This window comes from Streptomyces sp. MB09-01 (genome assembly GCF_033794505.1).
In the GTDB taxonomy this organism is placed as follows: Bacteria; Actinomycetota; Actinomycetes; order Streptomycetales; family Streptomycetaceae; genus Streptomyces.
Genome location: NZ_JARAYQ010000091.1, coordinates 1 through 23,163 on the forward strand (window position 1 = coordinate 1; position 23,163 = coordinate 23,163).

Here is a 23,163-nt window from a genome sequence, read left to right on the forward strand (position 1 = left end):
AAAGGAACCTCATCCACCGAAGTGGACGGGGTATCAACTTCTGGCGTTGATTTTTGGCACGCTGTTGAGTTCTCAAGGAACGGACGCTTCCTTTGTACTCACCCTCTCGGGCTTTCCTCCGGGCTTTCGTTCTGTGTTCTTGCGTTTCCGACTCTATCAGACTCTTTCGGGCCCGATTTCCTCGATGCTTTCCAGTTCCTGCACTTTCGCGCTTTCCCTTTCCGGCGATTCCGACTCTATCAGATTCTTTCCGGGCCGTTTCCGGCTGGAGTCGAATTCCGATGGCCTTCGGAGGGCCTTTCCCTTTCGGGCGGATCAGACTTTATCAGGTCTCCCTGGTCTGGATTCACACCCGCTCGCGCGAACCGTCCGGACACACGTGTGTACCCGGATGCCGTGCGAGGTGGAGACGTAAACGTACTGGAGCGGGGCCCCCAGATGCAAATCCAGTTGCCCCGCTCCCGTTAGGCCGTTACGGCGAGGCTCAGACCTCGACCACGACCGGGAGGATCATCGGGCGGCGGCGGTAGCCGTCCGAGACCCACTTGCCCATCGTGCGGCGGATCAGCTGCTGGATCTGGTGCGGCTCGGCGACGCCGTCGGCCGCGGCGCGGGCGATGGCTTCCTCGATCTTCGGGATGACCGATCCGAAGGCCGAGTCGTCGATGCCGGAGCCGCGGGCCTGGATGTTCGGGCCGCTGACGACCTTGCCCGTGCTGCTGTCGACCACGACGTAGACCGAGATGATGCCCTCGTCGCCGAGGATCTTGCGGTCCTTGAGGTGGACTTCCGTGACGTCGCCGACCGAGAGGCCGTCCACGTACACGTAGCCGGCCTGGACCTTTCCGGAGATCCGGGCCTTGCCGTCGATCAGGTCGACCACCACGCCGTCCTCGGCGATGACGATGCGGTCCTTCGGGACGCCCGTCATGGCACCCAGCTCGGCGTTGGCGCGCAGGTGGCGCCATTCGCCGTGGACCGGCATCAGGTTCCGCGGCTTGCAGATGTTGTAGAAGTACAGCAGCTCGCCGGCCGAGGCATGGCCCGAGACGTGCACCTTGGCGTTGCCCTTGTGCACGACGTTGGCGCCCCAGCGGGTCAGGCCGTTGATCACGCGGTAGACCGCGTTCTCGTTGCCCGGGATCAGGGACGACGCCAGGATGACGGTGTCGCCGGGGACGATCCGGATCTGGTGGTCGCGGTTGGCCATGCGGGACAGGGCCGCCATAGGCTCGCCCTGCGAACCCGTGCAGACCAGGACGACCTCGTGGGCCGGCAGGTCGTCGAGGGTCTTGACGTCCACGACGAGACCGGCCGGGACCCTCAGGTAGCCCAGGTCGCGGGCGATGCCCATGTTGCGGACCATCGAGCGGCCTACGAAGGCGACCCGGCGGCCGTACTCGTGGGCGGCGTCGAGGATCTGCTGGATCCGGTGCACGTGGCTGGCGAAGCTGGCCACGATGATCCGGTTGTGGGCGTTCGCGAACACCGTGCGCAGGACGTTGGAGATCTCGCGCTCGGGCGGGACGAAGCCCGGGACCTCGGCGTTCGTCGAGTCCGAGAGGAGGAGGTCGATGCCCTCTTCGCTCAGACGCGCGAAGGCGTGCAGGTCGGTGAGGCGCTTGTCCAGCGGGAGCTGGTCCATCTTGAAGTCGCCGGTGGCGACGACCAGGCCCGCGGGGGTCCGGATCGCGACGGCCAGGGCGTCGGGGATGGAGTGGTTGACCGCGATGAACTCGCAGTCGAAGGGACCCAGGGCCTCGCGCTCGCCTTCCTTCACCTCGAGGGTGTAGGGGCGGATGCGGTGCTCCTGGAGCTTCGCCTCGATGAGGGCCAGCGTCAGCTTGGAGCCGATCAGCGGGATGTCCGGCTTCTCCCGGAGGAGGTAGGGGACGGCGCCGATGTGGTCCTCGTGACCGTGCGTGAGCACGATGCCCTCGATGTCGTCGAGGCGGTCCCGGATGGACGAGAAGTCCGGCAGGATCAGGTCGATGCCCGGCTGCTCCTCCTCGGGGAAGAGGACGCCGCAGTCGACGATCAGCAGGCGACCGTCGAACTCGAAGACGGTCATGTTGCGGCCGATCTCGCCGAGACCACCCAGGGGGGTGACCCTGAGGCCGCCCTTGGGCAGCTTCGGCGGCGGACCGAGTTCCGGATGCGGATGGCTCAAAAGTGTCTCCTCACCACGCACGCCACGTACCCGGAAGGCACGTGGCGCGCATGTCATTCGTGCACTTGCTGTTGTCTGTTCTGTATTTGTTCGTCGTGCTTATTCAGTTGTGAAGTCTTGTCAGAGCTGTACCCCGCCGGCAGCAAGATCGATCTTGAGCTGCGCCGTCTCTTCGGCGGTCAGTTCGATCAGCGGCAGCCGGAGCGGGCCCGCGGGCAGGCCCTGCAGGTTCAGCGCGCCCTTGGTGGTCATGACGCCCTGGGTGCGGAACATACCGGTGAAGACCGGGAGCAGCTTCTGGTGGATCTCGGCGGCCTTCTGGACGTCTCCGCCCAGGTGGGCCTCCAGCATGGCGCGCAGCTCGGGGGTGACCACGTGGCCGACCACGGAGACGAAGCCGACCGCGCCGACCGAGAGGAGCGGCAGGTTTAGCATGTCGTCGCCCGAGTACCAGGCCAGGCCGCTCCGTGCGATGGCCCAGCTGGCGCGGCCGAGGTCGCCCTTGGCGTCCTTGTTGGCAACGATACGGGGGTGCTCGGCCAGGCGTACGAGAGTTTCCGTCTCGATCGGGACACCGCTGCGGCCCGGGATGTCGTAGAGCATGACCGGCAGCTCGGCGGCGTCGGCGATGGCCGAAAAATGCCGGTACAGGCCCTCCTGCGGCGGCTTGCTGTAGTACGGGGTGACGGCGAGCAGGCCGTGGGCGCCGGTGCGCTCGGCCTGGCGGGCCAGTTCCATGCTGTGGCGGGTGTCGTTGGTGCCGATGCCGGCGACCACGTGGGCGCGGTCCCCGACGGCTTCGAGTACGGCTCGTACGAGGTCGTTTTTCTCCGCGTCGGTGGTGGTCGGCGACTCACCGGTGGTGCCGTTGATGATCAGGCCGTCGTTGCCTGCGTCCACCAAGTGGACGGCGAGCTGCTGCGCGCCGTCGAGGTCGAGTGCGCCATCCGCCGCGAACGGCGTGATCATGGCGGTGAGGACCCGCCCGAAGGGGGTCTGCGGAGTCGAGATCGGAGCCATGGGTAACACGCTACTCGCTGCCATGCTCGCAGTGTCCCCTCGGGGGACGTCAACGGGGTGTGCCGCCCGCGGCGGCCGGGGGGAGGTATTGGACGCCGGCACTGCCTGCTCGGGGGTTCAAGCAGTGCCGGGTCCGTTTGATCAGCCTAGATGAAGTTTACGAAACGTCGCAATACGGACACTTAGGACTTGACGCAGCACATCTGTACGCTGCGGGAACAACGGGCCTTACGGGGCCACGCGCCCGTTGCCGTTGTAGGCCGCGTACGTGAGCGGCATGAGCTTCGCCCAGTGCTGCTCCATCTTCTCGCCGACCATCTCGATCTCCCGCTGCGGGAAGGACGGCACCGTCGCGAGCTCGTGCTGGGTGCGCAGGCCGAGGAAGTGCATCAGCGAGCGCGCGTTGCAGGTGGCGTACATCGAGGAGAAAAGACCGACCGGCAGGACCGAACGGGCAACCTCGCGGGCCACGCCCGCGGCGAGCATCTCCTGGTAGGCCTCGTAGGCCCGCACGTAGGAGTCCTCCATGACGCGGCCGGTCAGCTCCTGCTGCGCCTGGGTGCCCTCGACGAAGACGTACTTGCCCGGGCGGCCCTCCTGGACCAGCTTGCGCTCCGCGTCCGGGACGTAGAAGACCGGCTCCAGCTCCCTGTAGCGGCCCGATTCCTCGTTGTACGACCAGCCCACGCGGTGACGCATGAACTCCCGGAAGACGAAGATCGGGGCGCTGATGAAGAAGGTCATCGAGTTGTGCTCGAAGGGGCTGCCGTGGCGGTCGCGCATCAGGTAGTTGATCAGGCCCTTGGAACGCTCCGGGTCCTTCTGCAGCTCCTCGAGGGACTGCTCGCCGGCCGTGGAGACGCGCGCGGCCCACAGCACGTCGGAGTCGGCGGCGGAGTGCTTCACCAGCTCCACCGTCACGTCACTGCGGAAGCTGGGTTTCAGATCTGAAGCGGCGGTCTCGCTCACCGGGGGTCCTTCCAAACGTGCGTTCCTCGGGCGCGCCCACTCTACGGCGCCCCTCGCGGGTCCTTGCGCAAACGCACGCGCACGGCCGACCCCTCACAGCTGACGCACAGCCATGAAATCTGGTGAATGTCCCGAAATCCGGCACCGATTGACCGGTTCGTTCGTCCTACATGGCAGAACCCCCACCCCACCATCCCGAGGAGATTCGCTCTGATGTTCCTCCGGCGCGAAGCCGTCCCGTTCGCTTTCGTCTCCGAGGCCGACCGTTTCCGAAGCAACGTCACTCCGCCGCCGCGCGAGCGTGTGAGCCGGACCCAGATGGCCGCCCGTAGTCTGGTCGGACTGACCGTGATTGCGGGGCTCGCCGGCTCACTGCTCTTCGGCATGCCCGCGCTGCAGCCGAACAAGGCGCCGGAGAAGTCGCAGCGGTCGGAGGCGTCCGAGGGGCGGTAGCCTCACGGGCACAGTCCAACCGAACGTGCATGTGAGTGAGGTCCAGCCGTGCCCCTGCCCTTCCTGACGGCCGACGGCGCATCCGATGCGGATGACGACGACGAGGTCCTGGCCCATGCCGACCACGACCGCTGGCGCCGTCCCTACCGGCCCGGCCCCTGGCGCGTGGCCATCTCCGCGCTGCTGCTCCTGCTGTCCGCCTTCATGCTGCTGGCCACGATGATCATCGCCTTCGCCGGTGCGTGGGGCGGGGCCGGCGTCTGCCTGGCGGCCGCCCTCGTGGTCGTCGGGTCGGCGGTGCAGACGCTGCGCGTGGGGGTGTGGGTGAGCCGTGCGGGGCTGCGCCGGGTGGGCTTCTTCGTGACCCGCACGGTCAAGTGGAGCGAGGTCGCCGAGGTCCGTACGGTGCAGCAGCCGGTGCGCTGGCTCGGACTGCCCAGGACCGTACAGGGCCAGGCGCTGACGATGGCACGGCGCGACGGCGCGGAGCCGGCCGTGCCGGTGCTGCTGACCGACCACAACGCCGATTTCCTGTCGCGGGCCGAGGCCTTCGACCGGGCGGCCGACACGGTGGGTGCCTGGGCCGACGAGTACCGGCCCGTGCCCGCCTGATCCGCCGCGGCGCGCCCCGGGAAGCCCGTACAGGTGTCAGACCTGTACGGGCTTCTTGTCGTGCAGGGCGATCGCCCGCTGCATGGCCTTGCGCGCTCGCGGGGTGTCCCGGGCGTCGTGGTAGGCGACGGCGAGCCGGAACCAGCTGCGCCAGTCCCCCGGCGCGTCCTCGGTCTCGGCCTTGCGGCGCGCGAAGACCTCGTCGGCGGAATCCCGCAGGATCCGCCCGTACGCGTCCCGCTCCAGCTCGTCGACGGGCAGCCCGCCCTCGGCCTCCAGCTCGGTCGCGAGGTGGTTGGCCCTGGTGACGAACTGCGTGTTCTTCCAGAGGAACCAGACGCCGATGACCGGCAGGATCAGCACGGCCACACCGAAGGTGACGGTGAGCCAGGTGCCGTGCTGGATCAGCATCAGGCCCCGGCTGCCGACCAGGACGAAGTAGACGACCAGGACGGCGGCCGTGAGGAAGTACGTGATCTTCGCGCGCATCGTGAAATCAGTCCGGTCAGCCCAGGTCGAGGAAGTGTTCCAGGCCGAAGGTGAGGCCCGGGGTCTGCGTCACGCGCCGCGCACCGAGCAGGATGCCCGGCATGAAGCTGCTGTGGTGCAGGGAGTCGTGACGGATGGTCAGGGTCTCGCCCTCGCCGCCGAGGAGCACCTCCTGGTGGGCCAGCAGCCCGCGCAGGCGGACGGCGTGCACCGGGACGCCGTCGACGTCCGCGCCACGGGCCCCGTCGAGGGCCGTGGCGGTGGCGTCGGGCTGCGCGCCGAGGCCGGCCTCGGCGCGGGCGGCCGCGATGAGCTGCGCCGTACGGGTCGCCGTACCGGAGGGCGCGTCGACCTTGTTGGGGTGGTGCAGCTCGACGACCTCGACGGACTCGAAGTAGCGGGCGGCCTGGGCGGCGAACTTCATGGTGAGGACGGCGCCGATGGAGAAGTTCGGGGCGATGAGCACACCGGTCGCCGGGGAGCCGGCGAGCCAGGTGTTCAGCTGGGCGAGGCGGTCCTCGGTCCAGCCGGTGGTGCCGACCACTCCGTGGATTCCGTGGCGGATGAGGAAGTCCAGGTTCCCCATCACCGAGGCCGGGGTGGTCAGCTCGACCGCGACCTGGGCGCCGGCCTCGGCCAGCGTCTCCAGCTTGTCGCCACGGCCCAGGGCTGCCACCAGCTCCATGTCGTCGGCGGCCTCGACCGCCTTGACCGCCTCGGCGCCGATGCGGCCCTTGGCGCCGAGGACTGCCACGCGCAGCTTGCTCATATTGCTTCCTCACTCACGTACGGAACTAGGCGACCGCTTCGTCGAGACGGGCGGCCTGCTTCTCCTTCAGCGGGCCGATCACCGCGAGCGAGGGCCGCTGGGCCAGTACATCCTGTGCGACCGAGCGGACGTCGTCCGGGGTCACCGAGGCGATCCGGGCCAGCATGTCGTCGACCGACATCTGGTCGCCCCAGCACAGCTCGCTCTTGCCGATGCGGTTCATGATCGCGCCGGTGTCCTCCAGGCCGAGGACGGTGGATCCGGACAGCTGGCCGATGGCCCGCTTGATCTCGTCGTCCGGGAGGCCCTCCGTCGCGACCTTGTCGAGCTCGTCGCGGCAGATCCGGAGCACGTCGTGGACCTGGTTGGGCCGGCAGCCGGCGTACACGCCGAACAGGCCGGTGTCGGCGAAGGCCGAGGTGTACGAGTACACGCTGTAGGCGAGGCCGCGCTTCTCCCGGACCTCCTGGAAGAGCCGGGAGGACATGCCGCCGCCGAGGGCGGTGTTCAGCACGCCCAGCGCCCAGCGGCGCTCGTCGGTGCGGGCGATGCCGGGCATGCCGAGGACCACGTGGGCCTGCTCGGTCTTGCGGTTCACCAGGTCGACGCGGCCGGCGGTGCGGATGCGCTTGGCTCCGCTGCGCGGGCCGATCGGCTCGGCGTCGGTGCGGCCGAGGGCTCCGGCCTTCTCGAAGGCCGCCCGGACCTGGCGTACGACCTTGTTGTGGTCGACGTTGCCGGCGGCGGCCACGACGAGGTGGGTCGGGTCGTAGTGCTTCTTGTAGAAGCGGCGGATCCGGTCGGCGCCCAGGGCGTTGATCGTGTCGACGGTGCCGAGGACGGGGCGGCCCAGGGGGGTGTCCCCGTACATGGTCTGCGCGAACAGGTCGTGGACCATGTCGCCCGGGTCGTCCTCGGTCATCGCGATCTCTTCGAGGATGACGCCGCGCTCGGCGTCGACGTCCTCCTCGCGGATCAGCGAGCCGGTGAGCATGTCGCAGACCACGTCGATGGCGAGCGGCAGGTCGGTGTCGAGCACCCGGGCGTAGTAGCAGGTGTACTCCTTCGCCGTGAAGGCGTTCATCTCGCCGCCGACCGCGTCGATCGCGGAGGAGATGTCGAGGGCGCTGCGCTTGTGCGTGCCCTTGAAGAGGAGGTGCTCCAGGTAGTGCGTGGCGCCGTTGAGCGTGGGCGTCTCGTCACGGGAGCCGACGTGAGCCCAGATGCCGAAGGTGGCGGAGCGGACGGAGGGCAGCGTCTCGGTGACGATGCGCAGTCCGCCGGGCAGGACCGTGCGCCGGACGGTGCCGATGCCGTTCTGACCCTTGAGGAGGGTTTGGGTACGGGCGACGGCCCGCCCCTCCGAAGAGGGGCGGGCCGTCACACGGGAACTACGCGACATCACTTGTCGGAGTCGTCCTTGTCAGCGTCGTCGCCGGCAGCCTCGCCGTCGATCACGGGGATCAGGGAGAGCTTGCCGCGCTGGTCGATCTCGGCGATCTCCACCTGGACCTTGGTGCCGACCGCGAGCACGTCCTCGACGTTCTCCACGCGCTTGCCACCGGCGAGCTTGCGGATCTGCGAGATGTGCAGCAGGCCGTCCTTGCCGGGCATCAGGGAGACGAAGGCACCGAAGGTGGTGGTCTTGACGACCGTACCCAGGTACCGCTCGCCGACCTCCGGCATGGTCGGGTTGGCGATGCTGTTGATCGTGGCGCGGGCGGCCTCGGCGGCCGGGCCGTCGGCGGCGCCGATGTAGATGGTGCCGTCGTCCTCGATCGTGATCTCGGCGCCGGTGTCCTCCTGGATCTGGTTGATCATCTTGCCCTTGGGGCCGATGACCTCACCGATCTTGTCCACCGGGATCTTGACGGTGATGATCCGCGGGGCGAACGGGGACATCGCGTCCGGCGTGTCGATCGCTTCCATCATCACGTCGAGGATGTGGAGGCGGGCGTCGCGGGCCTGCTTGAGGGCAGCGGCCAGGACGGAGGCCGGGATGCCGTCGAGCTTGGTGTCCAGCTGGAGCGCGGTGACGAACTCCTTGGTACCGGCGACCTTGAAGTCCATGTCGCCGAAGGCGTCCTCCGCACCGAGGATGTCGGTGAGGGCGACGTAGTGGGTCTTGCCGTCGATCTCCTGGGAGATCAGGCCCATGGCGATACCGGCGACGGGGGCCTTGAGGGGCACACCGGCGTTCAGCAGCGACATGGTGGAGGCGCAGACCGAGCCCATGGACGTCGAACCGTTGGAGCCGAGGGCCTCGGACACCTGACGGATCGCGTACGGGAACTCCTCGCGGGTCGGGAGGACCGGCACGATCGCGCGCTCGGCGAGCGCGCCGTGGCCGATCTCGCGGCGCTTCGGCGAACCGACGCGGCCGGTCTCACCGACGGAGTACGGCGGGAAGTTGTAGTTGTGCATGTAGCGCTTGCGGGTCACCGGGGAGAGGGTGTCCAGCTGCTGCTCCATGCGGAGCATGTTGAGGGTGGTGACGCCCAGGATCTGGGTCTCGCCACGCTCGAACAGCGCCGAGCCGTGCACGCGTGGGATGGCCTCGACCTCGGCGGCGAGGGTACGGATGTCCGTGAGCCCGCGGCCGTCGATGCGGACCTTGTCCTTGATGACGCGCTCGCGGACCAGGGCCTTGGTCAGGCTGCGGTAGGCGGCGGAGATCTCCTTCTCGCGGCCCTCGAAGGCCGGGAGGAGCTTCTCGGCGGCGATCTCCTTGACGCGGTCCAGCTCGGCCTCGCGGTCCTGCTTGCCCGCGATGGTCAGCGCCTGGGAGAGGTCACCCTTGACGGCGGCCGCGAGGGCCTCGTACACGTCGTCCTGGTAGTCCAGGAAGACCGGGAACTCGCCCTCGGGCTTCGCGGCCTTGGCGGCCAGGTCGGCCTGGGCCTTGCAGAGGACCTTGATGAACGGCTTCGCGGCGTCGAGGCCGGAGGCCACGATCTCCTCGGTCGGCGCCTGGGCGCCGCCCTTGACCAGGGCGATGGTCTTCTCGGTGGCCTCGGCCTCGACCATCATGATCGCGACGTCGCCGTCCTCCAGGACGCGGCCCGCGACGACCATGTCGAAGACGGCGTCCTCGAGCTCGGTGTGCGTCGGGAAGGCCACCCACTGGCCGCGGATCAGCGCGACGCGGACGCCGCCGATCGGGCCGGAGAAGGGCAGGCCGGCCAGCTGGGTGGACGCGGACGCGGCGTTGATCGCGACGACGTCGTACAGGTGGTCGGGGTTGAGCGCCATGATCGTCGCGACGACCTGGATCTCGTTGCGCAGGCCCTTCTTGAAGGACGGGCGCAGCGGGCGGTCGATCAGGCGGCAGGTGAGGATCGCGTCCTCGGAGGGCCGGCCCTCACGACGGAAGAAGGAGCCGGGGATCTTGCCGGCCGCGTACTGCCGCTCCTCGACGTCCACCGTCAGGGGGAAGAAGTCGAGCTGGTCCTTGGGCTTCTTCGACGCGGTGGTGGCGGACAGCACCATCGTGTCGTCGTCCAGGTAGGCAACGGCGGAGCCGGCGGCCTGGCGGGCCAGACGGCCCGTCTCGAAGCGGATGGTGCGGGTGCCGAAGGAACCGTTGTCAATGACGGCCTCGGCGTAGTGGGTCTCGTTCTCCACTAGCGTTTTCTCCATTTTCGTCGTCTCCGTCCGCCGCCCGTGTGGCGGTGGACGGTTGCGGAGAAGCGCTCCTGGCGTGCGGGCCGGTCTTCGATCGAAGCATCCGGGTCGTTGCCCCCCTGGGGCATTCCGGGTGCCACTACCGAGGACCGGCGGCGTGGGAGGGCGCTCCTCCTCTTCAGTTGTGCGCGTCTTCTGTGCGCGTCTTGCTCAGACGCGCACGTGCGTCCGTTCCAGACTACAAAGGGTCCGGTCCGGTGCGCACGTACAGCAAAGGGAGCGGCCCCCTGATGCGGGAACCGCTCCCTTCACGGCGTGTTACTTGGCGCCGGCCGCACCGCGGCGGATGCCGAGGCGCTCGACCAGCGTACGGAAGCGCTGGATGTCCTTCTTGGCCAGGTACTGCAGCAGGCGGCGACGCTGGCCGACCAGGATCAGCAGACCACGACGGGAGTGGTGGTCGTGCTTGTGCGTCTTGAGGTGCTCGGTCAGGTCCGAGATGCGGCGGGAGAGCATCGCAACCTGGACCTCGGGGGAGCCGGTGTCGCCCTCCTTGGCACCGAACTCGGTGATGATCTGCTTCTTCGTAGCGGCGTCGAGCGGCACGCGTACTCCTCGTTTTAGGTCTTCGTTGCCACCGAGTGCCCCAGGTCTGAGTCTCTGGGGAGCTTCCGTAACTCGGGAGGCGGGGTCCGCTGAGCGCAGTCCACAGACCCTTGGGAGGAATCCGGGGGACGCGTACACAAACGGCCGTCACACAGCGTACCAGGCTGCCGGGACGCGGCGTCTCAGCTGGTGAGAGCGCGGGCCCGGGAGTAAACGTCCAGCACGGCCAGGGTCAGGGGGACCAGGCTGAGCAGGACCGCCGCCTCGGTGAGGTCGAGCAGCCTTCCCCAGAAGGGTGACAGACCCTTGCTCGGGATGACAAGCGCAATTCCCGCGAGGAGGGCCGCGCCGGCCGCGACGGCGGCGGTCAGCCAGATCGTGCGGAGGTCCAGGCCGCTGCGGTCCTGCTCGAGGACCAGGGCCTCGAGCAGGTCGACCGGCGGGTGCAGGGCCATGCCCAGGATCAGCAGGGCGATGGCGGCGAGACCGGCGGTCAGGGCGCACACCACCTGGGAGGTGTAGCGGAAGAGGCGGGCGCGCAGCAGCATGGCGAGGCCGGTGGCGAGGGCCAGCAGGCGGCCCCAGGTGTTGTCGGAGAAGCCGAGGACGGCGGCGGAGGCGACGGCGACGGCGGCGCAGCCGCCGACCAGGCCGAGGAGCATCTCGTGGCCGCGGCGGGCCTGGGCGGCGATCGCCTCGGCGTCGAGCGGGGTGCCGGCCGCCTCGTGGTCGGAGCCGGGCTGGTCACCGTACGGCTCGCTCTCGTAGCGGTCCGGGGTCTCCGCATAGTCGGTGTACTCGTCCGTGGCGCTCTGCGGGGCGGCGTAGCCGATCGGCAGCCGGGCGAAGCGTGCGGAGAGGCCGGGGAGGAAGGCGACGAGCCCGATGGCGACGGGGGCGCAGGCGGCGGCCGTGTCGGTCGCGGACGCCTCGGTGGCGATGGCGACGAAGGTGGCGAGCGTTCCGGTGGCGGCGACGAAGGTGGCCGCGACGAAGGGGGCGTCGCCACTGGGGGTGAGCGCGACCAGTGCGACGGAGGCGACGAGGACGCAGACGCAGCCGAGCAGGAACTGGAGCCGGCCCGGGCCGTCGCCGACGGCCGGGGCGATGATCCCGGAGCCGGCGATCAGCAGGTGCGGGAGGGCGCCGAGGCCGAGCGCCACGGCGGAGAGGCGGTCGCGGTAGACGCGGGCCCGGACCCCGGCCACGGCGGTGAGCAGGACGCCGACGGCCCCGGCGATGATCCCGGGCAGTCCGTGCATGTCGTGGCGGAGCGGGTCGGCGTACCAGAGGACGAAGCCGAGCATGACGAGCAGCACGGCGGCGCCGGCCAGGCCCGCGCCGCGCAGCATGTCGTCGCTCCAGCGGTGCCGGTCGCGGACGACGGCGGAGGCGACGGCGTCGGACACGTCGTCGAACACCGCGGGCGGCAGGGACTCGGCGAAGGGGCGCAGGCTCAGCACCTCGCCGTCGAGGATCTGCTGGGCGGCGAGGGTGCGGGCCCCGTCGAGGACGGTGCCGGAGCGGCGTACGAGATGGAAGCCGGTCGGGGCGCCCACGGGCTGGGTCTGGCCGGTGAGGCGCAGCAGCTCGGGATAGACGTCGGCGACGGCGATGTCCTCGGGGAGGGCGACGTCGATCCGGCTGTCAGGAGCCACGACGGTGACCCTGCAGAAGCCCGTCGTTGCGGCCGTACTCACCTGTGTGACCCCCCTGGTTGGTGCCCGCACCGGCGGACGATTCGCGGATGCGCATGCTGCGCGCGCCACCCTACCGGGCGTCTGCCCTACTGTCGGCAAGTAGGATCACCGTCGCGTGGGGGAACCCCCTTCGCGCCCGGGACTTGGGGGCGCCGGTTATGACGTCCCGTCCGTTTTCGAGGGATTGATGCTCCGGTGAGCCAGATCGTCGTCAAACGCCCGCCGCGGTCCCTGCCGCCCGAGGTTCCCTCGGACGAGCTGAGGCTGGAAGCTCCGCCCGAACTTCCGCGCGGGCAGCAGGAGGGCATGCTGATGCAGCTCCTGCCGATGCTCGGCATGGGCTCTTCCGTCGTCTTCTTCTTCATGCCTGGCGCGGCACCGTTCATGCGCATCATGGGTGTGCTGATGCTCGTGTCGACCGTCGGCATGGTCATCGCCCAGCTGGTGCGCCACCGACGCGGTACGCAGGGGCAAATGGCCGATGTGCGCCGGGACTACCTCAAATACCTTGCGCAGACGCGCCGTCAGGTGCGCAGGACCGCGCGGACGCAGCGCGACGCGCAGCTCTATCTGCACCCGGCCCCGGAGCAGTTGTGGTCGGTGGTGGCGGAGGGTTCGCGGCTGTGGGAGCGGCGCGTCGGCGACCGTGACTTCGGGCAGGCCCGGCTCGGGCTGGGCGCGCAGCGGCTGGCGACCACGCTGGTGGCGCCGGAGACGGCGCCGGTGGACGAGCTGGAGCCGCTGACCGCGGGCGCGATGCAGCGCTTCCTGAAGGTGCACTCCTCGCTGGACGGGCTGCCGGTGGCGCTGTCGATCCGGGCGTTCTACCACGTGACGGTCTCCGGGGAGCCGGACTCCGCACGCAGTACGGCGCGGGCGATGGTCGCGCAGCTGGCGACGCTGCACTCCCCCGAGGACCTGATGGTGGCCGTGGTGGCCGCGCCGGGTGCGGTGCCCTCGTGGGACTGGACGAAGTGGCTGCCGCACACGCAGGTCCCGGGCCAGGTCGACGGGGCCGGTACGAAGCGGCTGTTCGGAGACGACCTCGCCGAGCTGGAGGGGCTGCTGGGGGCCCGGCTGGAGGGCCGGCCGCGGTTCAGCCGGGACGTTTCCCCGGTCCTGGACCAGCCGCACCTGGTGGTCGTGCTGGACGGCGGCATGGTGCCGCCGGACTCGGTGTTCGCGGCGGCCGAGGGGCTGCAGGGCGTCACCATCGTCGAGGTGGTCGCGGGCGAGCTGGACGAGCCGCGCGGCGGGCTGTCGGTCGTGGTGCGGCCGGGCCGGCTGCGCCTGGAGTCCGGCGGGGGCGTCGCGTACGAGGGCGTCCCGGACACGCTGTCGCTGCCCGCGGCGGAAGCGCTGGCCCGGCAGTTGGCGCCGATGCGCACGGGCGGCGGGGACGACGACGAGCCGCTGCTCGCCAACCTGGACTTCACGGACCTGCTGAACCTGGGCGACGCGGCCGCGGTGGACGTGGCGCGAACCTGGCGGCCGAGGTCGGCCGGTGAGCGGCTGCGCGTGCCGATCGGTGTCGGCGAGGACGGCGCTCCGGTGATGCTGGACCTGAAGGAGGCCGCGCAGGAGGGCATGGGCCCGCACGGTCTGTGCGTGGGCGCGACCGGTTCCGGCAAGTCGGAGCTGCTGCGCACGCTGGTTCTGGGTCTCGCGGTCACGCACACCTCGGAGACGCTGAACTTCGTGCTCGCCGACTTCAAGGGCGGTGCGACCTTCACCGGCATGGGGCAGATGCCGCACGTCGCGGCCGTCATCACCAACCTGGCGGACGACCTCACGCTCGTGGACCGCATGGGCGACTCGATCCGCGGTGAGCTGCAGCGCCGGCAGGAGCTGCTGCGTTCGGCGGGCAACTACGCCAACATCCACGACTACGAGAAGGCCCGCGCGGCGGGCGCCCCGCTGGAGCCGCTGGCCTCGCTGGTGCTGGTCATCGACGAGTTCAGCGAGCTGCTGACGGCGAAGCCGGATTTCATCGACATGTTCATCCAGATCGGCCGCATCGGCCGGTCGCTGGGCGTGCACCTGCTGCTGGCCTCGCAGCGTCTGGAGGAGGGCAAGCTGCGCGGCCTCGACACGTACCTGTCGTACCGGATCGGTCTGCGGACCTTCTCGGCGGCGGAGTCGCGGACCGCGATCGGCGTGCCGGACGCCTACCACCTGCCGTCGGTGCCCGGTTCGGGCTACCTGAAGTTCGGTACGGACGAGATGACCCGCTTCAAGGCGGCGTACGTGTCGGGCACCTACCGCTCGGGCGGCCCGGACCTGTCGGTGGGGCTGTTCCCGGTGGAGCGGCGCCCGGCGCTGTTCACGGCGGCTCCGGTGCCGGTGGTGTACGCGGCTCCGGACCCGGCGTACCTGGCGGCGCAGACGACGCGGGAGGACGACGCGCTCGCGGACACGGTGCTCGACGTGATCGTGAGCCGGCTGGAGGGGCAGGGGGTGCCGGCGCACCAGGTGTGGCTGCCGCCGCTCGACCAGGCGCCGCCGCTGGACCAGTTGCTGCCGGCGCTGGCGCCGAGCGCGGAGCGCGGGCTGCACGCGGACGGGTACACGCGGCCCGGCGGCCTCGTGGTGCCGCTCGGCCTCATCGACAAGCCCTTCGAGCAGCGGCGCGAGGTGCTGTACCGGGACTTCTCGGGTGCGGCGGGCCACATGATGGTCGTCGGCGGTCCGCAGTCGGGCAAGTCGACGCTGATGCGGACGCTGATCGCTTCGTTCGCGCTCACCCACACCCCGCGCGAAGTGCAGTTCTACGGGCTGGACTTCGGCGGTGGCAGCCTGTCGGCGGTGTCCGAGCTGCCGCACGTGGGCGGGATCGCCTCGCGCCTGGACCCGGAGCGGGTGCGGCGTACGGTCGCGGAGGTCGGGGGCATCCTCAACCGCCGCGAGGAGTTCTTCCGCGCGAACAACATCGACTCGATCGGCACCTACCGGCGGCGCCGGGCGGCCGGCGACCTGCCCCACGAGCCGTGGGGCGACGTGTTCCTGCTCGTCGACGGCTGGGGCAACTTCCGCGGCGAGTACGAGGGCCTGGAGCAGATCGTCACGGACATCGCGTCCCGCGGCCTGGGCTACGGCATCCACGTGGTGATCACCGCGGCGCGGTACATGGAGGTGCGGGCCGCGCTCAAGGACCAGATGCTCAGCCGGCTGGAGCTGCGCCTCGGTGACACGATGGACTCCGAGTTCGACCGCAAGGTCGCGGCGAACGTCCCCGCGGGGATGCCGGGCCGCGGTCAGGTGGCGGAGAAGCTGCACTTCCTGGGCGCGCTGCCGCGGATCGACGGCTCGCACGACGCCGGGGACCTGTCGGAGGGCACGGCCGCCTTCGTGGAAGCGGTGAAGCAGAACTGGTCGGGCCAGTCGGCTCCCGGCGTACGGCTGCTGCCGCGGCTGCTCCACTCGGACCAGCTGCCCAAGGGCGGGGAGTTCCCCGGCCGCGGGATCGCGATCGGCATCGACGAGAGCGACCTGGAGCCGGTCTTCGTCGACTTCGAGACCGACCCCTTCCTCCTCGTGTTCGGCGAGAGCGAGTCGGGCAAGACGAACCTGCTGCGGCTCATCGCCAAGCAGATCTCCGAGCGCTACACGCCGGACCAGGCGCGGCTGGTCGTGGGCGACTACCGGCGCAGCCTGCTCGGGGCGCTGCCGGAGGAGCACCTGCTGGAGTACGCGCCGATGGCGAGCTCCCTGCAGATGCACATGGAGGCGCTGGGCGGGGTGTTCTCGCGGCGGCAGCCGCCGACCGACGTCACTCCGCAGCAGCTGCGCGACCGCAGCTGGTGGACGGGCCCGGACGTGTTCATCATCATCGACGACTACGACCTGGTGTCCACCAGCCAGGGCAATCCGCTGGCGCCGCTGGTGGAGTTCCTGCCCTTCGCCCGCGACACGGGCGTCCGCTTCATCATCGCGCGCAACTCGGCGGGCGCCTCGCGCTCGCTGTACGAGCCGTTCATGCAGCGGATCAAGGAGCTGGGCGCGCAGGGCCTCGTGCTGTCCGGCGACCCGTCCGAGGGCGACCTGGTCGGCAACGTCCGGCCGCGTCCGATGCCGCCGGGCCGGGCGTACTTCGCCTCGCGCAAGCGGGGGACCTCGCTGGTCCAGCTCGGCCGGATGCCGGGCGCCATGTGAGTCCCCGGACCCTGGTGGCCGGCCGGAGCGCCGGTCGCCGGGGCCCGGGGCCGCGGACATCCGGTGGAAACCCGTCCCGGCCGGCGGCGCAGCCCCGATAATCGGCGGTGAAGACCGCGCCACCGAGGGAAAGGCCTCCTATGGGCACCCAGCAGGAGAAGGACGAGCTGTACGCGCTGGACATCAGCGGTGTGGAGTGGGAGGGGCCGCCCGGGACCAGCCCGGACGAGGAGCGGGTCGAGATCGCCCGGCTTCCGGAGGGTGCGGTCGCCATGCGGTCCTCGCTGGACCGGGACACGGTGCTGCGTTACACCGCCGCCGAGTGGGAGGCGTTCGTACTCGGGGCCAGGGACGGCGAGTTCGACCTCGACCGGCACCGGCCCTGACCGGTCCGACGGGACGGCGGGGACGGTACGACGAAGCGCCGAAGGGGCGCGCCCGGTGCGGGCGCGCCCCTTCGGCGCGTGTGGAACGACGTGCTGGACGTGCTACCGGGCTCAGTAGGCCTCGGTGAACAGGCGCGAGGCCTTCACGTCGGTGGCACGGTAGTCGCCCTTGCCCTGCTCGATGAGACGGGCGACCTGCTCCAGCGTCTTCTGCATGTGGTCGGCCTTGTTCCTGTACTTCGTCTGGAGGTCGACGTACGCGGCGTGCGCGTCACCGTCCCAGGTGTCGGTGACGACCTTCAGGGCCGTCTCCATCTCCCTCAGGTCCGTGACGATGTTCCCCGAAACGACCCGGATGCGGTCCGCCATCTGCTGGACCGTCTCATACCGGACCTTCGTGTGCCCGTCATTGCCGCCCGACATGTTCTTCTCCTTCTCGCTGCGCTGCGGTAACTGGTGAACGACGCTTGCGTCAGATGCCGTTGAGGCCGGAGTTGTTGCCTCCGCCACTCGACTGGACGGCCTTGAACGCGGCACGCACCTCGTCGTCCTGTGCGTTGCTGAGGTTCTTGGTCTGCCCCACCGCGTTGTGCAGGACGGTGAGCAGACGGCGGATCTCGTCGTGGTCGTCGTTGACCGTGGTCTGCGCGGAGATGAACCCAGAGGCACCCACACCGGTCCAGCCGGCGCTCACGGTGGCGAGGATGTCGGCGAGCTCGCGGGCCTGCCTGGTGACGGCGTTGGCCGTCTCCTCGATCTTGTTCTTCGCCTTGACGACCGGATCGTCTGCAAGTCCGAAGGTGTTCGTGCTCATCGAAGCTCCTCACTTCTCAATTCGCCGGCAGAACCGGCGGATTGCGCGGCGGAGCGGACGCGGCCCCGGCGCGGTTTTGAGCCACGCGCCTCGGGCATCCCCCTCCGCTCCACGCGATCCCCCGATCACACTCGTGAAGCCTGGTGTCACTCTAGCCAGTTAAGCGCCCAGTCCCAACACCGGTAGGGCGCTTCCGTTGATGAACTGTGACCGTTCACTGCAAACGGCGTCGGCGGCCGCGTGCATCCCGGATCACCGTCGCGGTACCCGCGATGACGGCGATGAGGACGGCGCCGATGCCGAGAGCGTACGTGCCGAACCGCTCCTCACGCTCCTGGGCCGTCTCGGTGAGCTGGAGCGCCGCCGCCTCGGGGGCCTTCGCCGGGGGCGGGCCGGGGTCCGGGACCGGAGCCTTGGGGGCCTCCTGGTCCTGGCTGAGCGCGCGCACGGGGTCGACGATGCCCCAACCGACGTAGTCGTCGTGTCCGTTGACCGAACGCTCGGCGGTGTTCTGGATCTGCCAGACGATCTGCTGCGCGGACCAGTCCCCGTGCTCGGCGCGCAGCAGGGCGGCGACCCCGGCGACGTACGGGGCGGAGAAGCTGGTGCCGTTGTCGATGCACTGGCCGAAGCCCGGGACGGTGGACACCATGTCGACGCCGGGCGCCGCCACTCCGATGAAGTCGCCGGGCTGGGAGAACGGGGCGCGCTCGTTGTTGCGGTCCGAGGCACCGACGGCGAGCACTCCGGGGAAGGCCGCCGGGTAGGTCTTGCGCTTCTCGCCGTTCATGCCGTCGTTGCCGGCCGAGGCCACGACCACGACGTTGGCGGCGACGGCCTTCTGGACCGACTTGCCGAGCTCGGAGTCCGCGGACAGCTGCGCGTCGGTGTCCTGCGAGATGTTGATCACTTGGGCGCCCTTGGACACCGCGTGGTCGATCGCCTGGCTCAGGGACAGGGCGTTGCCCTTGCCCTGCCCGTCGTTCTGGCGGATCGGGATGATCGTGGCCTCCGGGGCCAGGCCGACGAAACCGGTGCCTTCCTGGGGGCGGGCCGCGATCAGCCCGGCGACCTTCGTGCCGTGGCCGACGGTGTCGCTCGTGCCGTCGCCGCCCTTGGGGTCGACGAAGTCCTTGCCCGCGCCCGTGTCGAGGGCGCCGCTGAGCTGCGGGTTCACCCGGTCCACGCCGGTGTCGATGACCGCGACGCGGACACTGGCGCCGTTCTTGTCCTTGCCCTTGGTCTGCGCCCAGAGCTCGTCGAGCAGCAGGCGCTGCAGGGCCCAGGGGCGGTCCGCGATCTGCTTCTTCATGGGGAAGGTGCACTCCCCCGCGCCGTCCGGGCGCAGGGCGTACGGGGCGTGCGGCGCGGGTGCTTCGGCCGCGGCGGCCGCGCCCGCTCCACCGGAGACCAGGGTGAGGGCGAAGGCGGCGGCGAGAAGCGCGGTCCGGGGCGTCGGGGACTGGGGCATCGGCTGGGACTGGGGCATCGGCGGCTTCCTCACGAACCCTGGGGCTGACGGGCGGAGTTGGTGTCCAGGCGCGGGCCCTTGGAGAGGAACTCCGACCAGGCGATGGGCACCATGGCCGGGGTGATGTTTCCGTAGCCGAGCCGGACCTGCGCCTGGCTGGCCTCGGGGCGGCCGTCGGTGCCCCCCTTCGCCTGCGGGTCGGGCGCGCCGATCTTCGACTTCTCGGCGTCGCTGTCGCCGTTGGCCTGGACGGCGTACCGCAGACCGGTGTCGGTGACCAGGAAGAGGGAGCCGCCGGCCGTGGTCTGCTTGCCCTGGACCTGCGTGTAGAGCAGCCCCGAACCCGGGGTGACGTACGCGCTGGTGCCGCTGGCGGTGATGTCGATGGGGAAGCCGGTACCCGCCCACGTGCTCAGGGTCTGGTTGCCCTGGCCGTCGACCGAGCGCAGGACGTTGCAGACGGTGTCGCGGTTGTTGGAGCCGCCTCCCGTCTGGGTGCCGGCGGCCGGCGCCGTCTGGTTGATCCGGTCGGACTTCTCCCGGGGCCACTTGACGTCGCCGGCGAAGGGGGCTGCGTCCGGGTTGAGCGACTGGAGGTCGACCTCGCGGGCCTTGCCGTGCATGTTGAGGCCGTCGGTCGCGGGCGCCGAGATGAGCAGCCAGGCCACGAAGTCGGAGACCGGTGCGACCTTCCCCGGCAGCACCACGTAGTGCTGTGCGCCGGAGCCGGTCTGGGCCTTGAGCACCATGCCGACCTTGTTGTCGGCGGTGACCAGGCCCTTGACGTCGGCGTTGGCGCCGGCCTTGCCGGGGATCGGCGGGAAGGCCAGGTCGTCGCCCGAGTTGAGGGTCCCCAGCCATTCCGGGGAGACCTGCTGCGGGGTGGCGCCGGTGCCGACCAGGGCGTTGGTCATGGTCCCTGCGGCGGGCGTGCCCTCCGGGAACTTGTACTTCGTCCCGGTCCAGTCGACCAGGTAGCGCTCCTTGCCCGGACCGGTGCTCTGCACGTACAGCGACTGGGTCTCGGTGAGCCTGCGGGCGTCGTCGGTCTTGGCCGCCTCGCGGTCGGCGAGGACGAAGGTGGCGGTCTGCACGCCGCGGCCGTTGCCGCCCGGCTGCTGGCAGACGGCCCAGCGCTTGGCCTTGCCGGCGTCCTCCTTGGAGGGGAGCCGGTCGGGGGCGTACGGGATGCCGATGATGGGGCCGCGCGGCGGCTTGCCCGCGTCGAGGACCTTGTCCTCGACCTGGATCACCTTGAACTTCTGCGGATCCAGCAGGAGTCGGGCGGAGGCGAGGTTCAGCACCGGGTGCAGCCGGGTCTGGTCCTTGCCGTTGACCTTCGTGGTCAGGACCACGTACCGGGTCGTCGAGTCCTTGCCGACGATGACCCTGGTCCCCGGCTCCGCCCAGCCCTTGGGGGCGGTCGGTTTGAACATGCCCCAGGCGCCGAACCCGGCGAGCACGAGCGCGCCGACGATCAGGCCCGGCAGGACCGCGCGCAGCGGGCGCGGCGCGCCCTCCTCGGTCCCCGTGGCGGATGGCTGGAGGAACGCGGCCACCGTGCGCCGCTTCGCAAAGGTGTACGCGTTGAGCTCATCACGTCGTGATGCCATGACCGCCTGTTTCTCCCCGCACGGCCCGGCCGGTGAGTACGGTCCCCGGGCCTCGATTGTCGGACCGGGCACCTACTATGCCTCTTGACGGACGGTATGCACGGGCCGGGTAGGGTGAGGCAGCCGCTCAGCGCCTCCCGCACCGGGGTAATCAGGGCTTGTTGAGGTGGATTGGGGAGATTCCGGGGTCGTGCGGCACGTGCCGCGCAGCGCCCGGACTCATGGGTTCCGGCCCTGGGGGCACCACCCAGCGTGGCTGGGGAAGAGAGGGGAAGTGCGCGAGTGATGGCAACCGCGACGGAGCCGCAGACCGGCGCACCCGCGCCCGCACCCGCCCGTGGCGGGGTGACGCCGCATCCGAAGTCGAGCCCCGGCCGCTTCGGTCCGTTCCGACTGCAACAGCTCGTACTGCTCCAGGTCGCGGCGGCAGCGCTGCTGGTGGCCTGGGTGGTCGAACCGCTCCTGCTGGTTCCCGCCGGCGTACTGGCACTCGTGCTGGTGGTGCTCGCGGTCGTACGCCGCCACCAGCGCTCCCTGCCGGAATGGATCGGCAGCGCGCTCGCGCTGCGTTCGCGGCGCGCCCGTGCCGCATCGCTCGTCGTGCCCGCGGGCACCGAGCCCGGGCTGGCCCCGCTGGTCGAGGCCGATCCGGCACTGCGCACGCTCACGTTCAGCGACCGGGAGCGGCGTCCGGTCGGGATGATCGGCGACGGGACCTTCCTGACCGCGGTCGTCCAGGTGGACACGGACGCCACCGCGCTGCGGCCCGACCGGGCGGCGCGGCCGCTGCCGCTCGGCCTCGTACGGGACATCCTCGAAGTGGACGGCATCCGCCTGGAGTCCGCTCAGCTGGTGCAGCACACCCAGCCGGCCCCGGCGCCACACCTGCCGGCCCAGTCGATGGCCACCCGCAACTACGCGCCGCTGCAGGCCCGGACCGGAACTCCGGCGGTGCGCCTGACCTGGATCGCCCTCAAGCTCGACCCGGAGCTGTGCCCCGAGGCCGTCACCGCGCGCGGCGGCGGGCTGGCGGGGGCGCAGCGGTGCGTGGTGCGCGCGGCCGACCAGTTGGCGAGCCGGCTGACCGGGGCCGGGTTCGCGGCCACCGTGCTGACCGAGCAGGAGCTGACGGCGGCGCTGGCCACGTCCTCCTGCGCGAACCCGATGGCGATCACCCAGGCCGGGCGGTCGGCCAGCACCGGGCGGCGTACGGAGGAGACCCCGCGGACCTGGCGCTGCGACGACCGGCGGCACACGACGTACTGGATAGGCCGCTGGCCGCAGCTGGGCGGTGCGGGAGCGGCGGCGCTGCCGCAGTTCGTGGCGCTGCTGACCTCGCTGCCCGCGCTCGCCACGAACTTCAGCCTGACGATGGCCCCGGCGGAGCGACAGGGCGTGACCCTGACCGGACACGTACGGGTGACAGGGCGCAGCGACGAGGAACTCGTCGCTGCCCGCCGGGAGTTGGAGAGGACTGCGCGGGGTGTGAAGGCCGGGCTGGTCCGGCTCGACCGCGAACAGGTGCCGGGGCTGCTGGCTTCGCTGCCGCTGGGAGGTGCGCGATGAGGGGCGGTTTCGGGCTGGTCGGCCCGCGAAGGGAACGGCACGTGGTGCCCGCGGCGGACCTGGACGCACTGGCGCTGCCCGTCGGGGACGACGGGGTCGTCATCGGCGTGGACGCGGAGGGGCGGCCCGCGGTGCTCGGCATCAACCGGCCGACTCCGTACGAGGTGACGCTGATCGGCGGCCTGTGGACGGCGCAGGTGCTGGCGCTGCGCGCGGCGGCCACGGGCGCGCGGGTGGCCGTGGAGACCGGGCGCGGCCAGGTGTGGTCCGGGCTGGCCCAGGCGGCGGGCGGCGGGCAGCAGTGCGTGACCCTGCACGAGGTGGGCCGGGTCCCGCCGCAGGGCGCCTCGGCGGGCAGCCCGGTGCTGGTGGTCCGCGACTGCGGGATGCGGCCGCCGCGCGGGCGCGTGGTGGCCGGGCCGTGGCAGTCGGTGCTGACCCTGCTGCCGTATCTGAGCCCGACGGCGCCGCGGTTGCTGCAGCAGTCGTCGCTGGTGGGCGTGCAGCGGGTGTCCCCGGACGAGGCGGAGCAGATCGGCCGCCTGATGCAGCTGCCGCGGCAGGCCGTGGCTTCCCTGCCGACGCTGGGCGACGGAGTGACGCTGTGGTGCACGCCACGGGACCGGCAGTTCGTGATGACGCAGGGGACGGAAGCGGAGACGGGGCTGCTGGGCGGAGCCCGGCGCATCGACTGAGCACGGGCCCCCTGAGGGGGGCGGACAGTGATGTCGGGGCGCGATTAGGCTGGG

Annotated in this window: 19 protein-coding genes; 6 read left to right on the plus strand and 13 right to left on the minus strand. The window is 70.5% G+C overall.

Annotated features, from left to right (window positions below; all coding sequences use genetic code 11):
* Nucleotides 1-484 precede the first annotated feature (484 nt).
* The 3 genes from PV721_RS20140 to thyX all read right to left on the minus strand — a co-directional run bounded on the left by PV721_RS20140 (nt 485) and on the right by thyX (nt 4,159).
* A complete protein-coding gene (locus tag PV721_RS20140; protein WP_319726319.1) occupies nt 485-2,170 on the minus strand; it encodes a ribonuclease J in 1,686 nt (561 codons plus the stop codon).
* Nucleotides 2,171-2,290: 120 nt separating this feature from the next.
* Nucleotides 2,291-3,190, minus strand: coding sequence for a 4-hydroxy-tetrahydrodipicolinate synthase (gene dapA, locus PV721_RS20145; RefSeq protein WP_319726321.1), 900 nt, complete (start codon nt 3,188-3,190; stop codon nt 2,291-2,293).
* Between the two features lie 228 nt (nt 3,191-3,418).
* Nucleotides 3,419-4,159 (minus strand): FAD-dependent thymidylate synthase, encoded by a 741-nt coding sequence (gene thyX, locus PV721_RS20150; RefSeq protein ID WP_319726322.1) that lies wholly within the window; start codon nt 4,157-4,159, stop codon nt 3,419-3,421.
* Nucleotides 4,160-4,372: 213 nt separating this feature from the next.
* On the opposite strand from thyX, the gene PV721_RS20155 reads away from it, so the two are divergent.
* Nucleotides 4,373-4,612, plus strand: coding sequence for a hypothetical protein (locus tag PV721_RS20155; protein ID WP_319726323.1), 240 nt, complete (start codon nt 4,373-4,375; stop codon nt 4,610-4,612).
* Between the two features lie 48 nt (nt 4,613-4,660).
* Complete coding sequence (locus PV721_RS20160; RefSeq protein ID WP_319726325.1) at nt 4,661-5,224, plus strand: PH domain-containing protein; 564 nt, start codon at nt 4,661-4,663, stop codon at nt 5,222-5,224.
* A gap of 36 nt (nt 5,225-5,260) precedes the next feature.
* Here the strand turns inward: PV721_RS20160 and PV721_RS20165 are convergent, their stop codons facing one another.
* The 6 genes from PV721_RS20165 to eccD all read right to left on the minus strand — a co-directional run bounded on the left by PV721_RS20165 (nt 5,261) and on the right by eccD (nt 12,412).
* Entirely contained in the window at nt 5,261-5,713 is a 453-nt protein-coding gene (locus tag PV721_RS20165) for a hypothetical protein (RefSeq protein WP_319726327.1), read from the minus strand.
* A 16-nt stretch (nt 5,714-5,729) separates the two neighbouring features.
* Nucleotides 5,730-6,482 carry a 4-hydroxy-tetrahydrodipicolinate reductase gene (gene dapB, locus PV721_RS20170; RefSeq protein WP_319726329.1) on the minus strand — a complete coding sequence of 251 codons (753 nt, stop codon included), beginning with the start codon at nt 6,480-6,482 and terminating at the stop codon, nt 5,730-5,732.
* A 25-nt stretch (nt 6,483-6,507) separates the two neighbouring features.
* On the minus strand, nt 6,508-7,887 hold the full coding sequence (locus PV721_RS20175; RefSeq protein ID WP_319726332.1) for a pitrilysin family protein: 1,380 nt from the start codon (nt 7,885-7,887) through the stop codon (nt 6,508-6,510).
* Nucleotides 7,884-10,106, minus strand: coding sequence for a polyribonucleotide nucleotidyltransferase (locus PV721_RS20180; RefSeq protein WP_319726368.1), 2,223 nt, complete (start codon nt 10,104-10,106; stop codon nt 7,884-7,886). Before PV721_RS20180 ends, PV721_RS20175 begins: the two co-directional genes overlap by 4 nt.
* A gap of 318 nt (nt 10,107-10,424) precedes the next feature.
* A complete protein-coding gene (rpsO, locus tag PV721_RS20185) occupies nt 10,425-10,712 on the minus strand; it encodes a 30S ribosomal protein S15 (RefSeq protein WP_030011220.1) in 288 nt (95 codons plus the stop codon).
* A gap of 182 nt (nt 10,713-10,894) precedes the next feature.
* Nucleotides 10,895-12,412, minus strand: a complete 1,518-nt coding sequence (gene eccD, locus PV721_RS20190; RefSeq protein ID WP_319726340.1) for a type VII secretion integral membrane protein EccD — start codon at nt 12,410-12,412, stop codon at nt 10,895-10,897.
* A gap of 195 nt (nt 12,413-12,607) precedes the next feature.
* On the opposite strand from eccD, the gene eccCa reads away from it, so the two are divergent.
* Together eccCa and PV721_RS20200 are read left to right on the plus strand one after the other, a co-directional pair.
* Entirely contained in the window at nt 12,608-16,564 is a 3,957-nt protein-coding gene (eccCa, locus tag PV721_RS20195) for a type VII secretion protein EccCa (protein WP_319726342.1), read from the plus strand.
* Between the two features lie 140 nt (nt 16,565-16,704).
* Nucleotides 16,705-16,950, plus strand: a complete 246-nt coding sequence (locus PV721_RS20200) for a DUF397 domain-containing protein (RefSeq protein ID WP_030708695.1) — start codon at nt 16,705-16,707, stop codon at nt 16,948-16,950.
* A 111-nt stretch (nt 16,951-17,061) separates the two neighbouring features.
* On the opposite strand, the gene PV721_RS20205 is transcribed toward PV721_RS20200, so the two are convergent.
* The 4 genes from PV721_RS20205 to eccB all read right to left on the minus strand — a co-directional run bounded on the left by PV721_RS20205 (nt 17,062) and on the right by eccB (nt 20,848).
* Complete coding sequence (locus tag PV721_RS20205; RefSeq protein ID WP_319726347.1) at nt 17,062-17,373, minus strand: WXG100 family type VII secretion target; 312 nt, start codon at nt 17,371-17,373, stop codon at nt 17,062-17,064.
* 49 nt (nt 17,374-17,422) lie between these two features.
* Nucleotides 17,423-17,764: a hypothetical protein gene (locus PV721_RS20210; RefSeq protein ID WP_319726349.1), complete on the minus strand. Its 342-nt coding sequence runs from the start codon at nt 17,762-17,764 to the stop codon at nt 17,423-17,425.
* A gap of 214 nt (nt 17,765-17,978) precedes the next feature.
* Complete coding sequence (gene mycP, locus PV721_RS20215) at nt 17,979-19,253, minus strand: type VII secretion-associated serine protease mycosin (RefSeq protein WP_319726351.1); 1,275 nt, start codon at nt 19,251-19,253, stop codon at nt 17,979-17,981.
* An 11-nt stretch (nt 19,254-19,264) separates the two neighbouring features.
* Nucleotides 19,265-20,848: a type VII secretion protein EccB gene (eccB, locus tag PV721_RS20220; RefSeq protein WP_319726354.1), complete on the minus strand. Its 1,584-nt coding sequence runs from the start codon at nt 20,846-20,848 to the stop codon at nt 19,265-19,267.
* A gap of 285 nt (nt 20,849-21,133) precedes the next feature.
* Here eccB and eccE point away from each other — a divergent pair, with 285 nt between their 5' ends.
* Both eccE and PV721_RS20230 read left to right on the plus strand, forming a co-directional pair.
* A complete protein-coding gene (eccE, locus tag PV721_RS20225) occupies nt 21,134-22,414 on the plus strand; it encodes a type VII secretion protein EccE (RefSeq protein WP_319726357.1) in 1,281 nt (426 codons plus the stop codon).
* Nucleotides 22,411-23,109 carry a hypothetical protein gene (locus PV721_RS20230; protein WP_319726359.1) on the plus strand — a complete coding sequence of 233 codons (699 nt, stop codon included), beginning with the start codon at nt 22,411-22,413 and terminating at the stop codon, nt 23,107-23,109. Before eccE ends, PV721_RS20230 begins: the two co-directional genes overlap by 4 nt.
* Nucleotides 23,110-23,163 lie beyond the last annotated feature (54 nt).